General features: G+C 67.9%; 17 protein-coding genes, 1 pseudogene and 1 other annotated feature. Of the genes and pseudogenes, 5 read left to right on the plus strand and 13 right to left on the minus strand.

The genetic code is table 11. The features are described from left to right. The 5 genes and pseudogenes from QOZ89_RS44570 to QOZ89_RS44590 form a co-directional block, all read right to left on the minus strand. Positions 1-1,159, minus strand: a pseudogene (locus QOZ89_RS44570) (IS3 family transposase); the annotation flags it as partial. After that, positions 750-878, minus strand: a sequence feature (AL1L pseudoknot). Its footprint overlaps the pseudogene before it by 129 nt. Positions 1,160-1,284: 125 nt before the next feature. After that, a complete protein-coding gene (locus QOZ89_RS44575) occupies positions 1,285-2,106 on the minus strand; it encodes a hypothetical protein (protein WP_131804074.1) in 822 nt (273 codons plus the stop codon). 128 nt (positions 2,107-2,234) lie between these two features. Continuing rightward, on the minus strand, positions 2,235-2,753 hold the full coding sequence (locus tag QOZ89_RS44580) for a transposase domain-containing protein (RefSeq protein WP_157910546.1): 519 nt from the start codon (positions 2,751-2,753) through the stop codon (positions 2,235-2,237). 381 nt (positions 2,754-3,134) lie between these two features. Beyond that, the gene (locus QOZ89_RS44585) at positions 3,135-3,773 is read right to left on the minus strand and encodes a tyrosine-type recombinase/integrase (protein WP_312630191.1); all 639 of its coding nucleotides are present in this window, start codon (positions 3,771-3,773) and stop codon (positions 3,135-3,137) included. A gap of 1,081 nt (positions 3,774-4,854) precedes the next feature. Beyond that, positions 4,855-5,478 (minus strand): TetR/AcrR family transcriptional regulator, encoded by a 624-nt coding sequence (locus QOZ89_RS44590; protein ID WP_071049805.1) that lies wholly within the window; start codon positions 5,476-5,478, stop codon positions 4,855-4,857. A gap of 358 nt (positions 5,479-5,836) precedes the next feature. Between QOZ89_RS44590 and QOZ89_RS44595 the strand changes: the two genes are divergently transcribed. The 5 genes from QOZ89_RS44595 (at position 5,837) to QOZ89_RS44615 (ending at position 14,980) form a co-directional block, all read left to right on the plus strand. After that, positions 5,837-8,470, plus strand: a complete 2,634-nt coding sequence (locus tag QOZ89_RS44595) for a GH116 family glycosyl-hydrolase (protein ID WP_071049806.1) — start codon at positions 5,837-5,839, stop codon at positions 8,468-8,470. Between the two features lie 31 nt (positions 8,471-8,501). Beyond that, a complete protein-coding gene (locus QOZ89_RS44600) occupies positions 8,502-9,527 on the plus strand; it encodes a Gfo/Idh/MocA family protein (RefSeq protein ID WP_312630192.1) in 1,026 nt (341 codons plus the stop codon). Then, positions 9,524-11,263 (plus strand): GMC oxidoreductase, encoded by a 1,740-nt coding sequence (locus tag QOZ89_RS44605; protein WP_083418883.1) that lies wholly within the window; start codon positions 9,524-9,526, stop codon positions 11,261-11,263. Before QOZ89_RS44600 ends, QOZ89_RS44605 begins: the two co-directional genes overlap by 4 nt. Before the next feature lie 86 nt (positions 11,264-11,349). Next, positions 11,350-12,432, plus strand: a complete 1,083-nt coding sequence (locus QOZ89_RS44610; RefSeq protein ID WP_116271574.1) for a family 43 glycosylhydrolase — start codon at positions 11,350-11,352, stop codon at positions 12,430-12,432. Positions 12,433-13,078: 646 nt separating this feature from the next. Continuing rightward, complete coding sequence (locus QOZ89_RS44615) at positions 13,079-14,980, plus strand: hypothetical protein (RefSeq protein ID WP_312630193.1); 1,902 nt, start codon at positions 13,079-13,081, stop codon at positions 14,978-14,980. Here the strand turns inward: QOZ89_RS44615 and QOZ89_RS44620 are convergent. From QOZ89_RS44620 to QOZ89_RS44655, 8 genes are all read right to left on the minus strand, one after another. Beyond that, a complete protein-coding gene (locus QOZ89_RS44620; RefSeq protein WP_312630194.1) occupies positions 14,932-15,216 on the minus strand; it encodes a hypothetical protein in 285 nt (94 codons plus the stop codon). The genes QOZ89_RS44615 and QOZ89_RS44620 overlap by 49 nt on opposite strands. 138 nt (positions 15,217-15,354) lie before the next feature. Continuing rightward, on the minus strand, positions 15,355-15,936 hold the full coding sequence (locus tag QOZ89_RS44625; protein ID WP_071048095.1) for a hypothetical protein: 582 nt from the start codon (positions 15,934-15,936) through the stop codon (positions 15,355-15,357). 330 nt (positions 15,937-16,266) lie between these two features. Beyond that, on the minus strand, positions 16,267-16,683 hold the full coding sequence (locus QOZ89_RS44630; protein ID WP_312630195.1) for an integrase core domain-containing protein: 417 nt from the start codon (positions 16,681-16,683) through the stop codon (positions 16,267-16,269). A gap of 67 nt (positions 16,684-16,750) precedes the next feature. Next, positions 16,751-18,421 carry a GGDEF domain-containing protein gene (locus QOZ89_RS44635; RefSeq protein WP_312630196.1) on the minus strand — a complete coding sequence of 557 codons (1,671 nt, stop codon included), beginning with the start codon at positions 18,419-18,421 and terminating at the stop codon, positions 16,751-16,753. 92 nt (positions 18,422-18,513) lie between these two features. Next, complete coding sequence (locus QOZ89_RS44640) at positions 18,514-19,098, minus strand: thiopeptide-type bacteriocin biosynthesis protein (protein WP_083418427.1); 585 nt, start codon at positions 19,096-19,098, stop codon at positions 18,514-18,516. Between the two features lie 33 nt (positions 19,099-19,131). After that, entirely contained in the window at positions 19,132-19,350 is a 219-nt protein-coding gene (locus tag QOZ89_RS44645) for a hypothetical protein (protein WP_083418428.1), read from the minus strand. A 128-nt stretch (positions 19,351-19,478) separates the two neighbouring features. Beyond that, positions 19,479-20,324 (minus strand): SAM-dependent methyltransferase, encoded by an 846-nt coding sequence (locus QOZ89_RS44650; protein WP_071048097.1) that lies wholly within the window; start codon positions 20,322-20,324, stop codon positions 19,479-19,481. Between the two features lie 554 nt (positions 20,325-20,878). Then, a complete protein-coding gene (locus QOZ89_RS44655; protein WP_312623925.1) occupies positions 20,879-22,057 on the minus strand; it encodes an ISAs1 family transposase in 1,179 nt (392 codons plus the stop codon). Between the last annotated feature and the right edge of the window lie 307 nt (positions 22,058-22,364).

A 22,364-nucleotide genomic window follows, 5' to 3' on the forward strand; every position in this document is an offset into this window, starting at 1 on the left:
AGCCGGCGGTGGTTGTACCAGTCGATGTACTCCGCGACCGCGATCTCGAGATCGGAGTGGCCGGTCCACGGCCCTCTGCTACGGATCAGTTCGGCCTTGAACAGCGAGTTGAACGCCTCGGCCATCGCGTTGTCGTAGGAATCACCGGCGGAACCGACCGAAGCGACCGCGTCGACCTCGCCGAGCGTCTCGGTGTACTTGATCGAGATATATTGCGAGCCCCTGTCAGAATGGTGGATGAGCTTCGCCAGGTCGGCGCCGGCGCGCCGGCGGGTCCAGACCGCCATGTTCAGCGCGTCGATCGCCAACTCCTTGTAGAGGTTTCTGGAAAGCTGCCAGCCGACGATTCTTCGGGAGAAGACGTCGAGGACGAACGCCGCGTAGACCCAGCCGGAAAACGTGCGGATGTAGGTGATGTCAGCGACCCACAGCCTGTTCGGCGCCGGGGCAACGAACTTCCGTCTGACCAGGTCAGGCCGGGTGTCCGGCCCCTGGGCACGCACCGTCGTCCGCGGCGCCCGCAGCCGGGAGACGCCCCGCAGGCCGGCGTGGCGCATGAGACGGGCCACCGTGCAGCGGGCAATGTGGCGACCGCCGACCCCGCCCTCACGGGCCAGCTGCGCATAGACCTTCCGCACACCGTAGACACCGTAGTTATCAGTGTGTACCCGTTCTATCTCCTTCAAGGTCTCGGTATCGGTAGCCGCCCGTCGCGACGGCGACCGTTTCTTCGAGGTGTAGTAGGTACTCGGGGCGATCTGGATACCGGCATCCTTCAGCACGGCACAGATCGGCTCGACCCCGAACCGTTCCTTGTGCCCGTCGATATAGTCGATGACTACCGGCGCGGGCGGTCGAGCTCCGCCGCGAAGAAAGCCGACGCCGACTTCAGAATCTCGTTCGCCCGCCGCAACTCCCGGTTCTCCCGCTCCAACTGCGCCAGCCGCTCGGCCACCTCACTCGGCACACCCGGCCGCGTGCCCGCGTCGACCTCGGCCTTCGCGACCCACACCCGCAGCGTCTCCGGTGAGATCCCCAGCTGCGCGCCGATCCGCTGACACGCGCCCTTCGCGCTCGTCCCCGACTCGGCCCTGGCGTCCAGCACCAGCCGGATCGCCCGTTCCCGCAGCTCATCGGGGTACTTCCTCGGCGCACCCATGTCGTCCGCTTCCTCCTGGTTTGAGTCCCTCCATCAAACCCGGCGCGGTTCAGACCGTAACCGGGCATTGGCCGCACGGGTTCACCAGGTTGTGAGGCCCAGCCGATGCAACCGCCATCTCGTAGCTATGTCGTCCCGAGCGGCCACTGGCAGTGCACGTGGTTTCCGTCCTCGATCGCGCTGTCGCTCGCGCCGAGCTGGACGCACCGCATCACCACGGCATCGAATCCGCCCGAGGCAGAGTTGATATCGAAGGCGAGTCCGCGATAGTGATGTGAGCCGACGGCATGGGAACCCCCGGCGATCTCACTGACGGAGATCGTCCACCGGCTGCCGATGTCGACGAGGGCGCGCAGAACCGTCCCGCTCAGGACCACCTGGCCGCCGGGCGCCGTACCATAATTTGATCGACAAGCCGGCCGCCCGTGAGCCGTGGCGACGACGTTCTGATGGGCCGTGGCGTTGTCTTGCGCGCCGGATGGATGAGATGCCGCAAGCCTGATCGAGCTCATACCCAACACCTGATTCGCTGCCCGCACCCGATCAGGAGCGGGTAGGACGTCCGACGGACGGACGCAGAAGCCGGCGCCGCCTAAGGTAACGATTTCGCTGTCTGCCGCGACGGGCCTGTGTCCTCTGCCATCCGACGCCGGCGCCATGTCATCCACGTACGAGGCACCTTCATGGAGTCCGGGCAGGCCTGCGCCGAGGTCAACGTCACCAAGGTTCGCGACGCTGCCGTCCCTGGCCGCGGCCCAGTATCCGCCCGCGGCCGACGCGACGGATGTCGCGGCGACGGCGCCGGACCGAGGCGATGCCGCAAGGGCGGGTCGGGTCTCCATGAACCCGCCGACGACCAGGGCAGACAGAACGATCACCCGTCCCGCCTGGGTTGAGAATCGCCGGACGGGGAGAATATGGTCCAAATTGCCGACTGAAACAATCATCGTAGCTCCTGGTTCTCGATACAGACGCTACGACTTCCGCGCTTCGCCGGTAAGCGCGCGCATGCAACCAAGAGAAAGCCCTCGTCGGATCTGTCGGCGACATCCGAAAAATGACCCCATGGCGACGGCTACGGGAAGGCGCCGGGATCGGCCTCGCCGCCGGCATAGCCGAACTCGGCGGCATTGTCCGGGGAGTTGGGCAGGTCGGACTGGGTGTCATCGATCACCATCAACCGCCGCCCGCCCAGCCAGGCGCCCTTCGTGCCCCGCCCTGCCTGTGGGAGGGCGAGCCGGTCGAACAGCAGGCGCAACGGTTCGGAACCGAGGCGTTCCCGGGCCTGGCAGATCGCCGGCGTCGTCGGTACCCGCCATTTCGGGTCCCACGAGCGGAACGCTTTCAACGACGAGACGAGCTTACGCATCACCTCCTCATAGGAGTCCTCAAAGAACAGGCACATCGCCAGCACGAAATAGACCACGACGTGTGCCGGCAGGAGCCGGACCCGGGTCTGGCGGCGGCCGGCGCGGTTGACCGCCTCATCCACGTCGTCGCGGGATACCACGCTCGCCAGTACTCCGATAGAAATCCAGTCGGTCAGCCGGCCACCCGGTACCGCCCGCGGAATGCCACTCTGCCCACGCTCCACCAGCGCATTCTATCGTCCACGCATCCGTGACGTGTTCCGAGACCAGGTAGACGAAGACACCCGCGATGGCAACCAGGCCGTCCCGCCCGCCGGCGACGTCGGCGACGACTCGACGAGTGTTGCGAGAAAACCGGTAGCGGTAGCCAGTGATTTGGCAGACCGATGACCACAGGCCATATAGACGGCACCGGCGAGTAGTGGTAAAGGACCACCTTAACTTACTGGTATTGGCCCATGGCCGCTCCTCCTTGATGCTGCTTGTGTTGAGTGCAACATTGATGCGCCCCGTGCAACGGAACTCAGTGCAACAATGCGTCATTCGATGCAACGACCCACGCATCGTGCCTGCTCAGCCCGGTCGCGACGGCGGCTCTCCGACGGCTAGGCAGACGCGAAAAGGCCTGCCGCAACGCGATCGCAGATCCTGTCGAATGTTGCATCAGATGCACCTCTGCCTATTTCGAGAGCGGTGGCATAGGTGTGCCGGAGCTGGTGGGTCGTGATGTGGCCGAGTCCGGCGGTGTCCGCAGCGCGGGCGAGTTCCGCGCGCACCGCGTTCTGGGAAGGCCGGCGGCCGTGGTGGGTGAAAAGGAAATCGGCGGGCCGGCCGGTGCGCGGATGCGGGAGCGGCCGGCCAGGCGAGCGGGTCTCGGCGATGCGGTCGAGCAGGTCGAGGGTGTCGTCGTCGAGGGGGACCATCCGCTCGGTGTCGAGCTTGCCGAGCGGGACCTTCAGCCAGCTTCCCCGGGCGGGGACCTCGTGGACGCAGTCGAGCTCGAGGTCGAGCAGTTCGCCGATGCGCAGGCCGCAGGCACGCTGGAGCAGCAGCGCGTCGGCCGCGAGCCGGTTTGGTGAGCTGGCGAGCTCGTCGGTAAGGCGCCGGTCGGTGTCGAGTGGCAGGTAACGGGGCAGGGGCCGGGGCAGGCGGGGTAGGTCGGAACGGAACAGCAGGCGGCGGGGCGGTGTCTGCTCCCAGCCCCACTCGGCGATGTCGGTCAGGAAGTTCATCACGGCCAGCACGCGGCGGGCGCGTTCGGCCGGGGACAGCTGGCTGCCCGTGCGGGTGTTGGCCGCGGCTGTCAGCGCGTCCGGGTAGGGCTCGATGTGCCGGCGGCGGTCGAGGTCGGCCAGGCTCGCCAGCTTCGGGTCGGCCTCGGCGAGGAACCGGCCGAAGTGGGCCAGCCGGGTCGCCAGGCCCGAGACGGTCGCCGGGACGCAGGTGGCGTTCTTGCGGTGCAGGTAGGCGCCGAACCCGGCGGCCAGCGGCTCGGGGACTCCGGCCAGGCGGGCCTCGAACGGGGCGCGGGTCCGACCTCATATTGCAGCGCCACCAGTTCCGCCGTGTTCGCCGCGTCGCTGCGCGTCAGCAAGAGGAGTCAGCCGAACACTCGCACCATGGTCACATACACCAGCCGAACAACCATGAAGCTGGATCATGTACCGCCGCGCTTGGCGGTGAAGTCGCAGGTCACGGCCCCGGATCGAGTTCTGGCACGGTACAGGCGAGGTCCACGGCGGTGGCTTCGGCCAGCCCAGCGATCCGCCCTGCCGTGGCCGGGCGGCCGAGGGTCGTGCTGGCGTACGTCGTCAACGCAACCGACCAAATTTCCTGCGCGGCACGGTGCAGCCCGTCGCGGAGTACCTTCCGCAACCACCGGCCCGGCTGTTCACCGTGTACTCCTATGCTTGCGGTGCCCAGCGCCAATCCGAGCAGCTCCATGGGGCGGGCGAAGAATGACTGCCGGTCTCCGGGCAGCGGGTCGCACACGGCTCATGATCGTCTTCCGTTCGTATTCTTCCGCCGCACGTGGGCGACGTGCCGTGGTGGCGGGCAGGCCGCGAGGATCGTTCTTACAGATCCTTCCGGTAAACGTCACGCGGAAGATCATCGGAGAATGACCTCACCCAAGACCCGCAAGCCCAAGAAACAGGCGTGAACGCAGGCGCGCGGATTGCTCCGGCCAGTCGCCGGTGAGCCGCTGCTCGTGAGCCGCAGCTGGTGGTTCGCCTCCACCGTCCGGCCGCCTGCGTCGGCCTCCGCGGTCGGCGACGTACCGCTTCCGGGTACTTCCGACCGCGCCGCGGTATCGCAGCGGCTCCGCTACGGGTCATCGGTCGGCCGTCGGGGCGCGTCGGGGCGGGTGAGGTCGTCGCGGAGGGTGCGTAGGTAGGAGTGGTAGATCTTGGCTCGGTCGATCTGGGTGGGGTTGAGGAGCCATTGGGTGTCAAGTCCGATGGTGAGGGCGAGGATCTCGGCGGCCTTGGTGTCGGGGTCGACGTCGCTGCGGATCTCGCCTCGTTGCTGGCCGCGTCGGATTTCGTCGGCGATGAGGTCGCGGGTCTGGCGGTCGCGTTCGTCGAAGTAGTCGTGTAGGGGGTCTTCGGGATCGAGGTTCTCCGCGCGCAGGACGGTCATCAGCCGGGTGACGATCTCCGGCTCGGCCGGGTCCTGCGAGTTCTGGAGGCCGAAGGTGCCTTCACCCGCGAAGTCGCGTGTCACCCGGTCCACGAACTGGTCGCGTCGGTCCAGGACGGCACGGAGCAGGTCTTGCTTGGTGGCGAAGTGGTGGAGGATCCCGGGGTGGCTGATGCCGATGCGCTCGGCCAGCTCGAGCAGTCCGGTCCCGCGATAGCCCTGCCGGGCGAACAGCTCGACGGCGGCGTCGAGGATCTGCTCGCGTCGGGCGACCCCGCGGCGGTTCGGCGTTCCCTTCTTCGGTGGCATCAGTCTGGCGCTCCAGGTGGGGTTGACACGATCAGGAACCTCCCGATAAACCTACAGCCCTGTCAGTAAGACGTGCTGCGGGCTGCGCGCTGGACGAGGCGTGGCCTCGACGGTGGCTCGCGCACCGGCAATGCGATGCGATCAGGTAAGTCACTTAAAGTAGTTGACATGGAGCGATGGCCGCATGAAGTTGTCAGATGGTGCTGAACTGATCGCTGCACGTGGTGACATGGCTCTTCCGAGGAGGACGTTCCTCCTCGGAGGTGTCTTATCCGCCGCCGGTCTCGTTGGCGCAGGCGGGCTCGCCGGCTGCTCGCGTAAGCCGTCGACGTCTGGCGGTGGGCCGGAGACCTGGAGCGTGCCGGAGGCGGCATATGTCCGCGACTGGGGCCTCGCCGGTGGCGGGCCGTGCGGCGCGATTGGCGACCAGGAGTGCGCCACGGGTGCGCCTACGGGCCTGCAGACCCTCATCGGCGGGCTGAGTGTGCCCGGTCTGGGCATCCCGCTCGGCGGCGTCGGCGCCGGCTCGTTCCACTACAACCTGTTCGGAACTTTCGGGCCGTGGAACATGGCCGGTTCGCAGTCGTCGAACTTCTGGGAGATGCGCACCCTCCCGCAGGCGGCGTTCCACATCCGTGAGGAGGCCGAAGGCGCCACGGACAGCCCGACCGTCAGGACGCTCGCCACCCGGCACGACAACATCGCCCCACAGCGGAACTTCGGCGGTGTGCTTCCGGCGTGGAAGCAGCTGAGTCCCGGCGACGGCACCTACGCGGCGCTCTACCCGTTCGGGTGGACCACCTACAAGGTGTTCCAGTCGCAGGTGTCCATGCGGTTCTGGTCACCGATCGTGGCCGGCGAGGACCAGCGCACCTCGATGCCGGTGGCGTTCTTCGACGTGGAGCTGGCCAACCCGACCAGCAAGGCGATCAACCTTTCGGTGATGTTCACGTTCCCGAACGCCACCTCACACCCGACCGGCACGACACGCGCCGGGCTCTACAGCCGGTTCGACACAGACGCCGCCTCAGGTGTCAGCGGCGTGACGCTGGGCTCGGACAGCCCAACGAACACCCCCGACGGCTACAAGTCGGAGTGGACCATTGCCGCCCTCCCGGCTCCCGGCCAGAAGCTGACATATGTCACCTCCTGGAGGGGGACAGGTGACGGCAGCGACATCTATCGTCCGTTCTCTTCCACAGGTGTCCTGCCGAATCGCGCGCTGGACAGCTCGAACTCGGCAGGCGCCGTCGCCGTGACGGTGCGGCTGGATCCGGGGAAGAAGACAACCGTCCGTTACGCCCTGTCCTGGGACTTCCCGCAGGTGTACTACGGCGCCCAACCGACCGCACGCGCCATCTGGATGCGCCGGTACACCGCCTTCCTCGGCGCCCGGTCCACGGCCACCAACGACTACGTCCCGAACTCCTATCCGTTCAAGCAGGCCTTCACCATCGCCAGGCGCGAGCTGGCGCGGCACGACGACTCACTCTCAGATGTCGAGTCGTGGTGGAAGCCGATCGCCGAGAACACGAAATACCCGGTGTGGCTGCGGAAGGCCGCCCTGAACGAACTGTTCGAGATGGTCTTCAACGCCTCCTTCTGGGAGGCGGGCCTGGTCAGTACCACCATCACCCCCGCCCCCGGCGGCCCTCGCCTGGGCGCGGAGATCCCCGGCACGCACCTCTTCTACACCATCGACGCAGGGGCCGGCGGCGCGGCGGCCAACGAGCTGGACGTCGACAGCTTCGGCTACCTCTGCTACACGAAGCTGTTCCCCAATCTGGAGCTCGGCCGCGTCCGCGCCTGGCTACAGATGATCAAACAGAACCCGGTCGGGCGCGTGCCACAGCAGATGCTCCACGAGACGGGTCCGTTCATCGGCGCGACATCGGCCATGCAGCGTCTGCCTGCCGACGCCGCCCCCACCTTCGGCGCGCCGCCCGCGGCGCCCTCCACCGACCTCGGCACCCTGTTCGAACCCAGCGGCGGTGACTCGTTCCGCGACACCCCGCACAAGGTGATCTACCGGGCGTATGCCCTGTACAAGGAGACCGGTGACGAGAGCCTGGTGTCCTACGGGTACGCGCCGATGCTCAAGGCGTTACGGCACATACAGTTCTTCCGCCCGGCCGGCTCCCACCTCCCGGCGGACCCACCGTCGAACAACCCGCCGAACACCTACGACCAGATCATCGTCGACGGCCACGGCATCTACAACAGCCAGCTCTACCTGCTGTCGCTCCAGATCCTCTCGACACTGACCCCCAAGGCCAGGAAACTCGGGGTCCCCGAGGCCACACCCGCGGTGCAGACCGAGATCGACACCGAGCTGGCAGCGGCGAAGGCCGAGTTCGAGAAGACCTTCTGGAACCCCAGGACCGGGCGCTACCGCTTCTGCGACGCCACCGGTGGCATCGCGGGACGGACCGGCGACATCTACGGCAACAGGAAGCCGGTCCTGCCGCCGGACGTGGTCTTCCTGGACTCGTTCTACGCACAGTGCGTCGCTTCCCAGCTCGGCCTGCCGGATCTGATCGACCTCCAGCACGCCCGGACGCACTGGAACAACACCCTCGACGCCTTCCTCGCCCCGAAGGACGCCGCCGGCAACCCCGTCGGTCCACCCGTCATGCTGAACACGGACCTGAAGCACTTCTCTATGGACTACATCCAGCCATCCGGCCGCTACATCCCAGAAATCGGCGACGTATGGCCCGGCACCACCTACATGGCTACGGCCGCCGCCGTTCACATCGGCCGCGGCACCGGCGACGAGGCTCTCGTCGCCAAGGCCCTGAAAATGAGCGAAGCCGTGGCGAACCAGATCTTCGACGAAGGCGGACGCTCGACCAAGGGCTACGCCTTCGGCACACCAGAATCCTGGTTCGTGGACGACGTCACGATCTGCCGGTACACGGCCTACACCCGAGCCCGCTCCGTCTGGCAACTCGTCGACGCGCTCGACACCATCCCAGGGAAGTCGAAATAGCCCTCCCATAAAACCGAGAAGGACGACCACCATGATTCGTTGGGGTGTGGTGGGACCGGGTGAGATCGCGGCCGGGTTCGCGGAAGCGATGCGGTGGGTCGTTGACGGGGAAATCGTCGCGGTGGCGTCGCGCTCGATCGCGCGCGCGACGGCCTTCGGTGACAGGTTCAGGATCCCGACCAGATACGACGACTACGCCGCGCTGGCCGCCGACCCCGACGTCGACGTGGTCTACGTGGCGACCCCGGCGTCGCGGCACGAGCAGGACACCGTCACCTTCCTGGAGGCCGGCAAGCACATCCTGTGCGAGAAACCATTCGCGATCAACGCCCGGCAGGCCCGGCAGATGGCCGAACACGCCCGCGCCCGCGGGCTGTTCCTGATGGAGGCGATCTGGAGTCGCTTCCTACCGACCTACCGCTCGCTGGTCGACGTGCTCGCCAGCGGACGCATCGGCCAACCGCTCCTGGTGGAAGCAGACTTCGGGATGCGGTGGCCGATACGCCCGGAACATCGCCTGTTCGACCCGGATCTTGGTGGCGGTGCTCTGCTCGACCTCGGCATCTACCCAGTCCAGCTCTGCTCGCTCGTGCTCGGCTCAGCCGAACACGTCGCCGCGGCCGGTGTCATCGGCGAGACCGGAGTCGACGAGCAGGTCGCCGCGGTGCTCCGTCATGCCCGCGGCGCGCTTGGCGTGGTCAAAGCGGCGATCCGGGTAACCATGACGTGCACGGCGCGCATCGCGGGCACCGACGGATCGATCGACCTCCCGGCGTTCATGCACTGCCCGAACGCCCTCACCGTCACCACCCGCCCCGGCGGCGCCGAACACATCGACGGCTCCTACGAGGGCAACGGGCTGCAGTTCGAGATCGCCGAAGTGCACCGGTGCCTCCTCGAAGGACTCACCGAGAGCCCGGTGATGCCGCTGGACGAGACCATCGCCCTCGCATCCACCCTCGATGCCATCCGCGCCCAAGTACTCACGAGCGCGGCGCGTTCGCGCTCGTCGGTTCCGGCCCACGCAGGAGCCTCCGACGGAAGGCGAGCCCGATGAACCGTTCCTCTTCACACCGTTCGCTGCTCGACTTCTACGCCGACCCCGACTCGGGCAGCTGGGAAGAGGTCGGGTACATCCCCTATCCGCTTGGGCCCCCGGCCGTCGACACACCGGTCGTGGCCCGCCCGCAGACGCGGGCGTTGCCCGACCTGCGTGAGCGTTACGACGCGATCGTCGTGGGAAGCGGAGCCGGTGGCGGCGTCGCCGCATTCGTGCTCGCGTCCGCTGGAGCATCCGTCCTCGTCGTCGAACGCGGCCAGTGGTACGGCGCGGGCGACCTCGAGACCGACCACATCCGCAACCACCGGTTCTTCCTCGGGGGCGACCTCGACACGCCCGCCGGGCACCCCCGGGCCGTCCTCGGCGACGACGGCGAGATCGCTGTCGAGCCCGATGACGGCCGCTACCACCACAACGCGATCACCGTAGGAGGCGGCACCCGGTTCTTCGGCGCCCAGGCCTGGCGGTTCCGGCCCGAGGACTTCCGGATGGCCTCCCTGTACGGCGTCCCGGAAGGATCCGCGCTCGCGGACTGGCCGATCACCTACGACGACCTCGAACCGTTCTACGACCAGGTGGAATGGGAACTCGGCGTGGCCGGCCGCCCGCACCCCGACGACGGGCACCGCAAACGCGACTACCCGATGCCGCCGTTCCCGTCGAGCGCCCTGGCCGCCGTGCTCGAGGCCGGCGCCGACAGGCTCGGATGGCCGACGGGACCGACTCCGCTGCTCCTGAACACCCAGCCCCGCGCTGGCCGGGCCGCATGCATCCGCTGCGGGATGTGCGTTGGCTTCACCTGCCCCGTCGACGCCCGCAACGGCACCCACAGCACCGTCCTGCACCGAGCCGTCGACCTCGGCGCCGACCTGACTGTCGGCGCGCAGGTCACGCGAGTATCCGCCGCCGGCGACGTCGAGATCGCCGCTGGCGGCGCGTCACGTATCATCCGCGCCGGAACGGTCGTGCTCGCCGGCGGCGCGGTCGAGACCGCGAGACTGCTCCAGCTCAGCGGCCTCGGCAACGACTGGGTCGGCGACTGCCTCCAAGGACACCTCTACGCAGGCGCGCTCGGCCTGTTCGACGAGCCAATCCACGACGGACTCGGACCAGGCCCGTCCATCGCGACCAGGCGCTTCGCCCACGGGAACGACAGCGTCGTCGGCGGCGGCCTGCTCGGCGACGACTTCGTCAGGCTCCCCGTCATGCACTACCTCATGACCCGCCTCATGGGCCTCTCACCCGACGCCAACCAAGCGGACGCACGTCGCGCCATGGCGGAGGGCTACCGACACACCGCCATCGTCTCCGGGCCGGTCCAGGAAGTGACGACTCGCAGCGCACGCGTCCGGTTGGCGTCGAGCGTGACCGACCACCTCGGCCTCCCCGTAGCCAGGTTCGAGGGCGCCCACCATCCCGAGGACCTCCCAACCGTCGCGTTCCTCACCGACCGAGCCGAGGAATGGCTACGCGTATCCGGCGCCCGCCAAACCTGGCAGATAGGCCCGATGAAGGAAAGGACACTCTCCGCGGGCCAGCACCAGGCTGGCACCGCGCGCATGTCCGACTCACCCCGCCACGGCGCGACCGACTCGTTCGGCAAAGTCTGGGGAACAGACCGCGTGTACGTCGCCGACGCGAGCCTCCACGTCACCAACGGCGGCGCCAACCCCGTCCTGACCATCATGGCCCTCGCCTGGCGAACCGCAGCACACATCGCCGCCAGCGGATAACCACGAGCAACGCGCGACCAGAATGCACGGCAGTCGAACGCCTGGTCCGATCACAGCGGCTTCTGATCCGACGATGAAGGAGCTCAATGACCCCGGCGAACGCCGACGTGTGCCCAATGATCCGGCCCGGCCAGGTCTGGCTCGACACCGCGGGCCGGCGCATCCAGGCCCACGGGGGCTCGATCATCACGGGCGCCGACGGCCTGTTCTACTGGTACGGCGAGAACAAGGAGAGGACGACACCGGGCAGCGGCAACTGGCACTGGGGCGTGCGGGCGTACTCGTCGTCCGACCTGGTCACCTGGGCCGACCGGGGCCTCATCATCCCGCCCGTGACCGACGATCTCACCTCACCGTTGCATCCAGCGCAGATGATGGACAGGCCACACATCCTGTTCAACGAGCGCACAGGGAAGTACGTGTGCTGGCTGAAGATCATGAGCGGGGACGGCCAGCAGACCCAGACATCCACCGTACTTGTCGCCGACGATCTGCTGGGGCCCTACGAAATCGTGCGCACCGGGCTGCGGCCGTGTGGCTTCGACGCCGGCGACTTCGATCTGACCGTCGACCCGAAGACGGGCAAGGCCTACTACTACTTCGAGAAAGTGCACACCGAGCTCATCTGTACCGAGCTCACCGACGACTACACCGACGTCACAGGGAACTACAGCAGCCACTTCCCGCACCCCGGACCGCCCTTCACCCGTGAGGCACCCGCGCACTTCGAGCGCGGCGGATTCCACTACCTCATCACCTCGGGCACGACCGGCTACTTCCCCAACTTCTCCGAGGTCGCCCTCGGCCGCGGCCACCACGGGCCCTTCGCCGTCCTCGGCGACGCACATCCCCACGACGCCTCGCGCACCTCGTACCGTTCGCAGATCAGCTCGGTGTTCAAGCATCCGCACAAGAAGGACCTCTTCATCGCCCTCGCTGACCGGTGGCTCCCGCAACTGCCGGAGGACATGCCCAACGTCTACGACGTTGTCGCGGCGATGGCGCGCGGCGAGACGCCGCCCTCGACCGGCAGCGATCAAGCGATGATGGTGGCGGCGCGCGGCGAGAACACAGCGATCGCCGACTACGTGTGGCTACCGATTCGCCTCGACGACGACCGCCCGTCCATCGAGTGGCTCGACGAATGGAGCCCCCACGACTTCGCCTGAGGGTGCCACGACGTCCATCGGCACATGAGGATATGCGGTGGACCTTTGCCGCCCAGCCGAACAGCAGCAGCGGCCCGACGGCGTCGAATGGAGCATGCCGTACCGGCCACGATCAGAGGCTCGGACCACGGATCGCGTTTTGCTGGCGAGGTGCGCCCGTCCGCGCATGGCACATCCCGGGCCGACCGGCCAAACCGCCAGCCGATGAGCAACACAAGGGAGACAGGTGGCGCCAGCCTTACCTGCGGTGCCAGGAAAGCTGTCACCCTCCGTGCACCATGCCGCCAGACGTGACCTCGGCATCGCGGCCGGGTTGCGGCGACGCTATGCATAGCCGAGTGGAGGAAAAATGACCTTGGCCGAGTATCGAAGAGGCCGTGATACGCGCACGGCGCGCGTCAGTGTGTTAGCGGCACGTCATGGGATGCGGCGATTGCTTCCGTCGCTGCCGGCCACTGCCACGCTGCTGGCGGTCGCCCTGGCCGCCTGCGGGTCGAGTGGCAGTTCCAGTGCTGCCTCATCGACGCCTACACCGCAACCTGTCAGGACCGACGTCGGTAAGGCGCTGCAGATCAGCAGCGCGCCTACCGCCGGTCCGGCCTGCGCGACAACCGCGGCCGGCGCCTTGATGGTGACGGCGGACTGTGTGGATCCGAAGCTCAGTCAGCCTTACGTTGACAAGGACGAGCACCGGACCGTCCCCGACCGGGACAACAAGGTCTCGGTCGATGTCCGCTACGTGCACGGCGGTTTCAAGGACACTAACTCGAAGTTTTCGTTCTACTTCCCGGAGAAGTATCAGGGCCGGTTCTTCGAGTTCACCTACCCGACGGTCTCGGTCGAGGACGCCCAGCCGCAGAACGTTGTCTTCGCCGCCCTCAACAACGCCTACGTAGTGTCGACGAACAATGACGGCGGCCTGCCGGGGGCCGGCGAGCTCGGTGGTTACCGGACCGACGCGGCGTCGGCGAAGTTCTCTCGGGTCGTGGCCGCGCAGGTGTACGCCGACTCCAGCCGTCCCCGTGGCTACATCTACGGCCCGAGTGGTGGCGCCTACCAGACGATCGGCGCGATGGAGAACACCGACGGCGTCTGGGACGGCGGCGTGCCGATCGTGCCGGGGACCCCGAACTCGATCCCGTCCAACATGACCAGCGAACTGCTCGCGCTGCGCGTTCTGCGTGACCAGCTTCCGCGGATCGCCGACGCAATGGAGCCCGGCGGCAGCGGGGACCCCTACGCGGGGCTGAACGCCGATCAGCGGGCGGCGCTTCGCGAGGTGACCAGGCTCGGGTTCCCACTGCGCGGGTGGTGGGACTACGCGGGCCTCGACGGCGGAGCGTTCTTCCAGGTGGGTGGCGGTGTCCGTGCCGTCGACGCGACGTACGCCGACGACTTCTGGAGCAAGCCCGGGTACGCAGGCTCCGACCCATCGGTGCGGGCCGCCCGGGTCCAGGCCGACGCCACCGTCTCGGCGGTCGTGGGCTCACCAGCCAGCGGACTGACGCTCGCCCAGGTGCCGGCCGGCGACCTGACCTACGCAGATCTCATCGTCACCAGCGGCGCCGCCGCCGGAAAGACGCTGTCGATCCTGAGCGCGAAAGGGAACGACGTCACCTTCGTGCGGGGGTCAGACAACGCGGTGACCGCCGAGATCCGTCCCGGGGACCACGTGCGCCTGGACAACTCGTGGACGGTCGCGCTCGAGTACTACCCGCGCTACCAGCTTCCCTCGCCCGACATGTACGGCTGGAACCAATACCGCGACGCCTCCGGCAAGCCCCTCTACCCGCAGCGCCCGACACTCGCCGGCACCATCTTCACCAAGGCCACCGCCGGCTCGATCTCGACCGGCAAGTTCCACGGTAAGATGATCATACTCGGCTCCGTACTGGACGCCGAGGCCTACGGCTGGTCGGCAGACTGGTACCGCCAGCGGGTGCAGGCCGACCGGGGCTCGAAAACGAGCGACAACTACCGCATCTGGTACATGGACAACGCCGGCCACACCGGGCCGCCCACCACGGCATCCCTGGACCACCTCGTCAGCTACGGCGGCGAACTCAACCAGGCGCTGCTCGACCTGGACGCCTGGGTCACGGACGGCACCCCGCCGCCAGCCAGCACCGACTACCACATCGACGCCGACACCCAGGTCCAACTCGCACGCACCGCCACGCAGCGCCACGGCATCCAGCCGCTCGTCACCCTGAACGTCACCAAGCTCGGCGACAAGGGCATCACCCCCGCGGTCACGGCGAACGCGGCACAGGGCCAGCAGGTCACCCTCACCGCACACGCCCAGGCGCCCTCGGGCGTCGGAAAGATCACCAAGGTCGAGTGGGACTTCGACAGCACGGGGAACTTTTCGGAAACCTCCAAGGTCGACAAGCCCGCGGGCGACCTGACGGTGACCACCACGCACACCTTCACCAAGCCAGGCACCTACTTCGCGGTCACCCGGGTCACCGCCCAGCGCAACGGCGACCAGAACACGCCCTACACCCTGATCCAGAACCTCGCCCGGGTCCGCATCGTCGTGAAATAGCGTGAAGGGTGCGGGCCGCGCAGTGTTGGTCGCGGTAGCGCGTGTAGGAGTGCGGTGAGCAGGGGGCTGTCGGCGGGTTGGAACTGGATGCGTTGGCCGTCGGGCTGGCGTTGGACCACGGTGATCTGGTGGCGCAGGGTGAGGATCTCGATGTCCTTGTCCCGGTCGCCGCGGGGTGGCAGGCGCAGTAGCGCGAAGACGTTCGTGACTCCGAGGTAGGTCAGCCGAAGCAGCACGAACCGGCATCCCGGCGTAGCCGGGGGCCGTGCCGGGCGGAGGCCGGACGCTGGATGGGTCACGAGCAGTCCTTACTGCTGCGGCTGCCCTGACCAGCGCGGATGGGATTCTCGGCACGCACTGGGCCGGCGCGTCCGCTACCAGCTGCTGCTGGAGGACGAGCTGTCGGAGCTGCTGCTGCTGGAAGACGAGCTGTCGGAGCCGCTGCTCGACCAGGAGCTGTCCGAGCCGCTAGAGCTCCCGCTGTCGGAGCCGGCGTGGGAGTCCCAGCTATGACTGTGATGGCCGTGGTGGTGGTCACCGTGATGGTGCCCGTGCGGGCCGTGGTGCCAGCCGTGGCTCGGGTGGCCGCTGTGCTCGGCGTGGCGCCGGTGGTGGTCGCCGGGGTCGTGGTCGTCGTGGCCGCCGCCAGCCTCGGCGCCGGCGGCCGGGCCGAACCAGTAGGAGAAGTCATTGTCCAGGCGGCTGCCCCGGCCGGAGGAGGCGGAACCCGACGATCGGTGCCACCCCGGACCGACTGGCAGCCCCAGCTGTTGCAGCCTGGCGCGCATCAGCCGTGGCAGCAGCAGGAAGACCGAGGACATGAGCACGATCATCGACACCGCGATGATCGGCCCCAGCAGGAAGAGCTTGTCGGTCGGGAGCAGGAAGGCGGCGGTGAAGATCCCGCCGATGACGACCAGCACCTCTGTGACCAGAAGCGCGAACAACCGTGGCATGTCCCTGTTGTAGAGCAGGCAGGTGCGCTGACGTCGGCAAACGACGGCCGGGCGACAGTCGCCCGGCCGTCAGGCGACGGCGGGCAGGTGCCGCGGACGCCCCTCGTGGCGGCGAACGAGCCGTCGGGAGGGGACCGGCGGGCGGGGACGAGTGCGCCCGCCGGGCGGGGCCTTGAACATGCAGGTAAATGCTTGGCGTGACCGAGACCGGAGGGGCGGACAGGGCAGGGGCGGACCGGGTCTTCGAGGCTGTGGGGCTCCAATATTCGGGTTTCGGCCTGGGAGCTGGACTTTTGCCCGCGCCTTCGTGACCATCTTTGGGGGGTGCTGTCAGGCAGTGTTGCGGTACTCGTTGATCAGGCCGCGGAGGACGCGAGTGCGCTGGACGGTGGACCCCACGGCCGGCGCGGTTTCGGCCGGCGGGTCAGATGCGTGTTGGCCGAGTGAGCGGTGGGGTCGGTGGGAGTTGAAGTGCTCGGCGTAGGTGTCGAGGACCGATGTCAGGTGCTGGTCGGAGATGATCAGTAGCCGGTCGGTGCATTCGCGGCGGACGGTGCCGACCCAGCGTTCTGGTGGGGCTGTTCCTGCGGCCGGCTCAGCCGGCGGCCGGCGCCGAGCCGGCGGCTCCGCAACTGGCGCCGCGCTGGCGGATCGTTCTGCCCGGCGCCCCAGCGGCGGCGGTGCTGTCCGACCGGGGCGGCCGGTTGAGAGCCTTCCGGGCTGTGGAGACAAGTTCGTTTGCGGCACGGACCCGTCTCATCGTGGAGGGCTGGGCCCAGGTACGTTTCCCGACTCGCTCGACGACCCGGTGCGGCTAGGAACCGCCTGGTTGGTCGGCGTGGGTGGGCGGGTCGGGGTGATAGACGACGAGTGTGCCTGCTTGTTCGCGTTTCGCCGTGTACATCGCCAGGTCGGCCTGGTGGAGCAGGATGTCGGGGCTTGCTGGCCGGGCGCCGTCGAGGGTGACAAGACCGAGGCTGGCGCGCGGGATGTAGGTCCGGCCCGCTAGCTGACAGGGCGCCTGGACCGCGGTGGCGAGCCGCTCGGCGATGCGGCGCGGGCCGTCGGGGCCGCCGCCGTCAAGGATGACGGCGAACTCGTCGCCACCGAGGCGGGCGACGGTGTCGGCCGCGCGGGTTCCGGCCTGCAGCCGCCCGGCGCTGATCCTGAGGAGTTCGTCGCCGGCGGCATGCCCGAACACGTCGTTGACCCGCTTGAAGTGGTCAAGGTCCACGAACAGGACAGAGACGGCAGTCTCCTCGCCGGTGGGCGCACCGCGGCCACCGGACTCTGTGCCCGAACGGTCAGGGCCGGAGCTGACCGCCCGCTGCAGCCGCCGGGTGAACAGCGCCCGGTTCGCCAGACCGGTCAGCGGGTCATGAAACGCCTGGTAGTGCAGCTGGCTCTCGCGTTCCTGGACCTCGGCGAGCAGGCGGGTGTTCTCGGCAAGGGTGAGCACCTGCCGGGCGAGTGCCAGCACCAGCAGAGACACCATGCCGTATGCCTCGAACCGGTCGAGCATCGCGCCTGTCACCAGCTTGCCGAGGATCACCACGCCGGCCGCGGCGAGCACGGCATAGGGGAGTGCGGCGTGCGCCCACATTGCTCGCGGACGAGGCGGGGCCGGGCCGTCCCGGTATGCCGGGGCTGGAACCGGCACCAGCGCGGCGAGGGCTATCAGCAGGAAGGCGACGATGAACGAGAACACGCTCCACGCCGGAAGGTCGTAGCTACCGTGCGCGACGCGGTAGACGACGACGTTGTTCGTGAGTCCGTGGATCAGCAGGCCCACACCCAGCAACGCCAACGTCGCCGGGGACCGCGGCCTGCGGAAGCTCGCGATCAGCAGGACAGCCGCCGCCAGGATCAGCACGGCCGTTTGTGGGACTAGGGCGAGTAGGAACTGTGAGATGTCGGGCGCGCTCGCCCGGGTGACCGCGCTCAGCACCGTCGCCCACTCCAGTAGGACGACCGAACCGACGATCAGTACGCAGTCCAGCATGGTGATCGCGTGCCAACGAGCCGGGCCACCCCCCCGCTCGTCCCCGCCTAGGCCTTCGGCCGGGTAGGTGGGCAGGGAGAGCAGGCCCGCCAGGGCCAGCCCGTAGAAGACGACAAGGATCGGATACGCCGACGTATGGGCGGCCGGCGACCTGCCCCTGAGCAACGTCACCGCGGTGGCGAGGCCGGCGACCGCCGAGCCGGCCGCCATCACACCGATGAGCGCCCGCCATCGCCGGTCGCCGACGGCGGCCCACCGAACGCTCCAGAAGGACGCCACCGCGGCAGCGACCTCAGCGACGAAGGTGAGGAACACCGTGGCAGTCAGGCCAGAACGCGGGCCCAAAAGCGCTACGAGCACGCCCGCGACACCGACAAGCACCACAGAAGCCACCACAGCGCAGAGGAACAACCGCGGCCTGTGGCCCGAACCGGCCGAACGTCGGCCTGGCACAGCGTCCCCGAGAATGCGAAGTCCTACCATCACTCCCCTACGCCAGCCTATCGTAACCATCCGAACTCGGACAGCGATGGTCCGGCTGTGACGCCACGTCGAGCCAAGGCGCTTCACCGTCGTCAGCCCCGTGTGAGGTAGGCGTGGGTCGCGGCGTGGGCGAGGGTGCTCTGGGTGGCGATGGTGAGCCCGAGGCGGTTCCAGTGCGAGTCCACGATGGAGGTGAGGACGTCTGTGAGCTCGCAGGTGAGGTGGCCTGTGGCGGTGGCGTCGGCGAGGCGGCTGCCCGCGGTCGCGTAGCCGTCCCGCCAGGATGCGAACGTCGCGAGGTCGCTGGCCGGCTCGGCCAGGACAGCGAGCAGTTCGGCGCCGAGCCGGCGGGCACTGGTTGGGTCGGGGGTGGGCCGGGTGGCGGCGAGGCGGGTGTACAGGTCGCGGCGGGTGGGCCGGTCGAGTCCGGCGGCTTTGAGCAGGGTGTCCAGCAGCATGGCGGACAGCTCGGGTCGTCGGAGGGGTGGGTCGTCCTGGCGGAGGTGGGCGAGGATCGCTTCGCTGTCGGCGCGGTCGTGCGTGATCTTGGTGCCGGTCAGTCCGCCGAACGGGTGGGGGTCCGGTTCGTAGATCTCGGGCACCGTGGCGGCGAGGTCACCTGTGCGGGCCAGATTGCGGAACAGTCGCCTGACGGCGAGCGGGTCGGCGCGGTGCAGGTAGAGGTTCCAGGCGGGATGTCCCCGGGTAAATCACCAGCCGACCCGGCCGCGGCCGGTGCGTAGCGTGTCGAGTGCCGGTGCCACGAGGGTTGCCATCGTGTGTTCGGCCTGGTGCTGGCCGGCGAAGGTGATGTGGACGGCGCACCAGCGGCTCGCCGACTGCTCTTGTAGCGCGGCTTTCCCGCCCGCGTGGTAGACGCCGAGGGCGGCCTGCAGGTCCGCGGCCGGCAGGCCGCTGCGCGCCGCCACGTCAGGGAGATCCTCACCGGCGAGGACAGCGCGCACGGCATCCACGAGCTGACCCGGCGGTGCCGCAGGCAGGTGATGAGTGGTCATATCTCCCCCGAGAAGAGATCCGGTCGCAACAGGGCGCGAGATCAGAGCGAGCCCCATTCGGGTTTGCGGCCGACGGCGGCGTAGCAGGACACGTCGGCGTCGGTCAGGATGCTGTCCGCTGCCTCGTCGTGGGGGCGCCAGCGGTGCGCGACCTCGACCCCGGGGGAGACCATGTCGAGGCCGGTGAAGAAACGTTCGACCTCGTCGCGGCTGCGGGCTTGGGCGGGGATGCCACGGGCCTGGTAGATCGCTGCGGCCTTGTCGGCCTGCTCGGGGGCGAAGTCGGCGGTGGCGTGGGTGAGCGTCAGGTAGCTGCCGGCGGGCAGCGCGTCGAGCAGCGTCGTGACGATGCCGTAGGGGTCGGCGGTGTCGGGGATGAAGTGCAGGATCGCGATCAGGGACAGCGCAACCGGGCGGCTCAGATCGAGGGTGTTGCGTACCTCCGGGGAGGCGAGGGTCTTCTCCGGGTCGCGTAGGTCGGCATCCAGGTAGGCGGTGGCGCCGCCCGTCCGGCTGGTCAGCAGAGCGCGGGCGTGCGCCAGGACGAGCGGATCGTTGTCGACGTAGACCACCCGGGCATCAGGGGCGACCGACTGGGCGACCTCGTGCAGGTTCGGCGACGTCGGGATGCCAGTACCGACGTCCAGAAACTGGCGGATCCCCGCCTCGGCGGCCAGGAACCGGGTCGCACGGACCAGGAACGCCCGGTTGCACCGGGCCACGGTTGGTGCCTGGGGGAAGTCGTTCAGGACCAGCTCGGCGGCCTCCTGATCGGCGGGATAGCTGTCCTTACCACCCAGGTAGTAGTCGTACATGCGCGCCGAATGGGGCCGGTCCATATACAGTTCCGTGCCCGACGCGTTCGATTCTGGAGAGCCCGATGCCATGGCTTAACTGATCCTTTTCAAGGCGTGTTTTAAGGGTCGATAGAAGTGGTCGAGATCTCGGTTTGTGGCGCTGTTCCTGGCTCTAAGGTTGGCCATCATCACGAATGGGATGCGAATGGCGGGAGGTGGTCCGAGGTGCGCGACGAGTGGCGGATCGTCGAATGTCTACAGTGTTTCGACTGGCGAAGAGAAGGTGGGTTGGCTCGTGATTCTTTGTCGCTGTGGTCACGGCCTGGAGTCGGCCGGGACGGGCGGCGGAGCGTTCCGTATGTGTCCTGACGGGACACGACCTGGGCGCGGGCTGACGCCTGCGAGGAGGCCGTCGCGGGTCCGTCGTAGCAGCGCCAGGTCATGGACGGCCGGAACGTCGCCGACGGTGAGGGCCGTCGGGGTCCGGCGGGGTAGAGGCTGCGATCCGTCGCCGCGGTCGGCATCGGGCCCGTCATGGTCCAACGCGGCCCGCACCACCTTGCCCGGCCCGGTTTCGGTGCTGTAGTAGTCCCAGGTGGCGACCAGGGCTGCGCGAAGATCGCCGAGGGTGGCGGTCGGTCACTCTAGGTGGCTAGGAATTGGAGTGCCCGGTTGCGGTCTGCGGCGATGTGTTCGAGTGCTTCCTTGACTTTTTTGACGCCGTGGAGCCGAAGGAGGCCGAGAGCGAGATTGCGGAGGATGGCGAGGTTTCGTGGGCCGTTGCCGAGGTGAGCGCGGCAGGCGTCCTCTTGCCAGGCGGTGTCGCGGATGTAATGCACGCGGTTCTCTATTCCCCAGTGCAGGCGAACGTGGGTGTGGATTGCGGCTGGGGCGGCGCGGCCCCCGCGCAGGTTGGTGATGATGAAGGCGTACTCCCTGGTGAGACGGTTACCTTCGAGGTCGAATTCGTCACGGCGGATGACGGCGATCGTCCGAGCAAACGGGAAGCGGATGTCCTCGGCGGTGGTCGTCCAGGTGGTCCACCGCTTGATGCGCCCGTGTGAGCGTTCCTCTTCGTCGTGGCCCGGTGTTTGCTGGAGAAGAGGCAGGCAGCGCTCGAAGACCTGCCGGTAGAGGGTGGGCTGGTTCCTTTTGACGGTTAGGACGTAGTCGATACCGCGTTTGTGGAGCAGGATGGCGGTCCTGAACTGGGTGTGGGCGGCATCGGCGGTGGCGATGGTTCGTCCGCGCTTGTGTTTGAGGATCTTCACCAGGTTCTCGACCTGGGTGGTCTCGTTCGTGTCGTCGGGGACCTGGGTCTGGGCGACGACGACACCTTCTCCGTGGATCATGGCGGCGAACAGCTTGACCTGCTTGTTCCCGGTGGTCCAGGCGCCGCGCAGGACCTTGCCGTCCAGCGAGATCACCAGGTCTCCGTCGTGGTCACGTGTCGCGCATTCGTGCAGCCAGACGCCGACGAGGAGGTCCAGCAGGTCCGCGTCGACATTCGTGAGGACCTCCCGGATAGTGGACTCGCCCGGCGCCACGTATGCCGCGCGGAAGTAGTCGTAGGGTGCACCGATCTGTGCGAGCAGACGTTGTGGAAGGTCGCCTGACCGTCTGCCGATCTGGCGGTAGTTCGCGGCGCCAGCCAGTGTGGCGACGACCGCGACAGCGAGTACGAAATGGAGGTCGTACATCTTTCCGCGGGCCGCACGGAAATCTTTCACCTGACGCAGCATCTCGAGAAGTCGACTGGCTTTGTTCTCGCCGGCCTGGTCATGGCCGCTCGACAGAGCGGCGCCGGTCTGGCATGATGGCATGCGGTGGCCTTCTGGTCAGGGGTTCTGTTTGGTGGAACTTTCATTATCCCGAACAGGAGGCCACTTCTGTAACAACGACAGGCCAGGTTTCAGATAATTCGGCGGCCAAGGCTCGCCAATCGCGGTCCAGCAGATTTCCCGGGTCGGCACACGGCATGCCCGGCTCGATCTACTGAGGCGAATCTCGATCGAAGTGCGCGGGGATAGGACTGACGCGCGCTATCCCGTCTACCGCATCCGGATGCTTCCGCGAGGCAGCTACGTGACGTAGCCAATCATAACTCTGGGCGACCTTCGCGCAGCCCTG

Source organism: Pseudofrankia coriaricola (assembly GCF_032027725.1).
Lineage (GTDB): Bacteria > Actinomycetota > Actinomycetes > Frankiales > Frankiaceae > Pseudofrankia.

What these genes read in the sequence shown, in the direction of transcription:
- QOZ89_RS44575 (WP_131804074.1), bottom strand. Translation starts at nt 2,106, where the DNA reads ATGATTGTTTCAGTCGGCAATTTGGACCATATTCTCCCCGTCCGGCGA.
- QOZ89_RS44590 (WP_071049805.1), bottom strand. Translation starts at nt 5,478, where the DNA reads ATGCCACCGAAGAAGGGAACGCCGAACCGCCGCGGGGTCGCCCGACGC.
- QOZ89_RS44600 (WP_312630192.1), top strand. Translation starts at nt 8,502, where the DNA reads ATGATTCGTTGGGGTGTGGTGGGACCGGGTGAGATCGCGGCCGGGTTC.
- QOZ89_RS44605 (WP_083418883.1), top strand. Translation starts at nt 9,524, where the DNA reads ATGAACCGTTCCTCTTCACACCGTTCGCTGCTCGACTTCTACGCCGAC.
- QOZ89_RS44610 (WP_116271574.1), top strand. Translation starts at nt 11,350, where the DNA reads ATGACCCCGGCGAACGCCGACGTGTGCCCAATGATCCGGCCCGGCCAG.
- QOZ89_RS44625 (WP_071048095.1), bottom strand. Translation starts at nt 15,936, where the DNA reads ATGCCACGGTTGTTCGCGCTTCTGGTCACAGAGGTGCTGGTCGTCATC.
- QOZ89_RS44635 (WP_312630196.1), bottom strand. Translation starts at nt 18,421, where the DNA reads ATGGTAGGACTTCGCATTCTCGGGGACGCTGTGCCAGGCCGACGTTCG.
- QOZ89_RS44650 (WP_071048097.1), bottom strand. Translation starts at nt 20,324, where the DNA reads ATGGCATCGGGCTCTCCAGAATCGAACGCGTCGGGCACGGAACTGTAT.
- QOZ89_RS44655 (WP_312623925.1), bottom strand. Translation starts at nt 22,057, where the DNA reads ATGCCATCATGCCAGACCGGCGCCGCTCTGTCGAGCGGCCATGACCAG.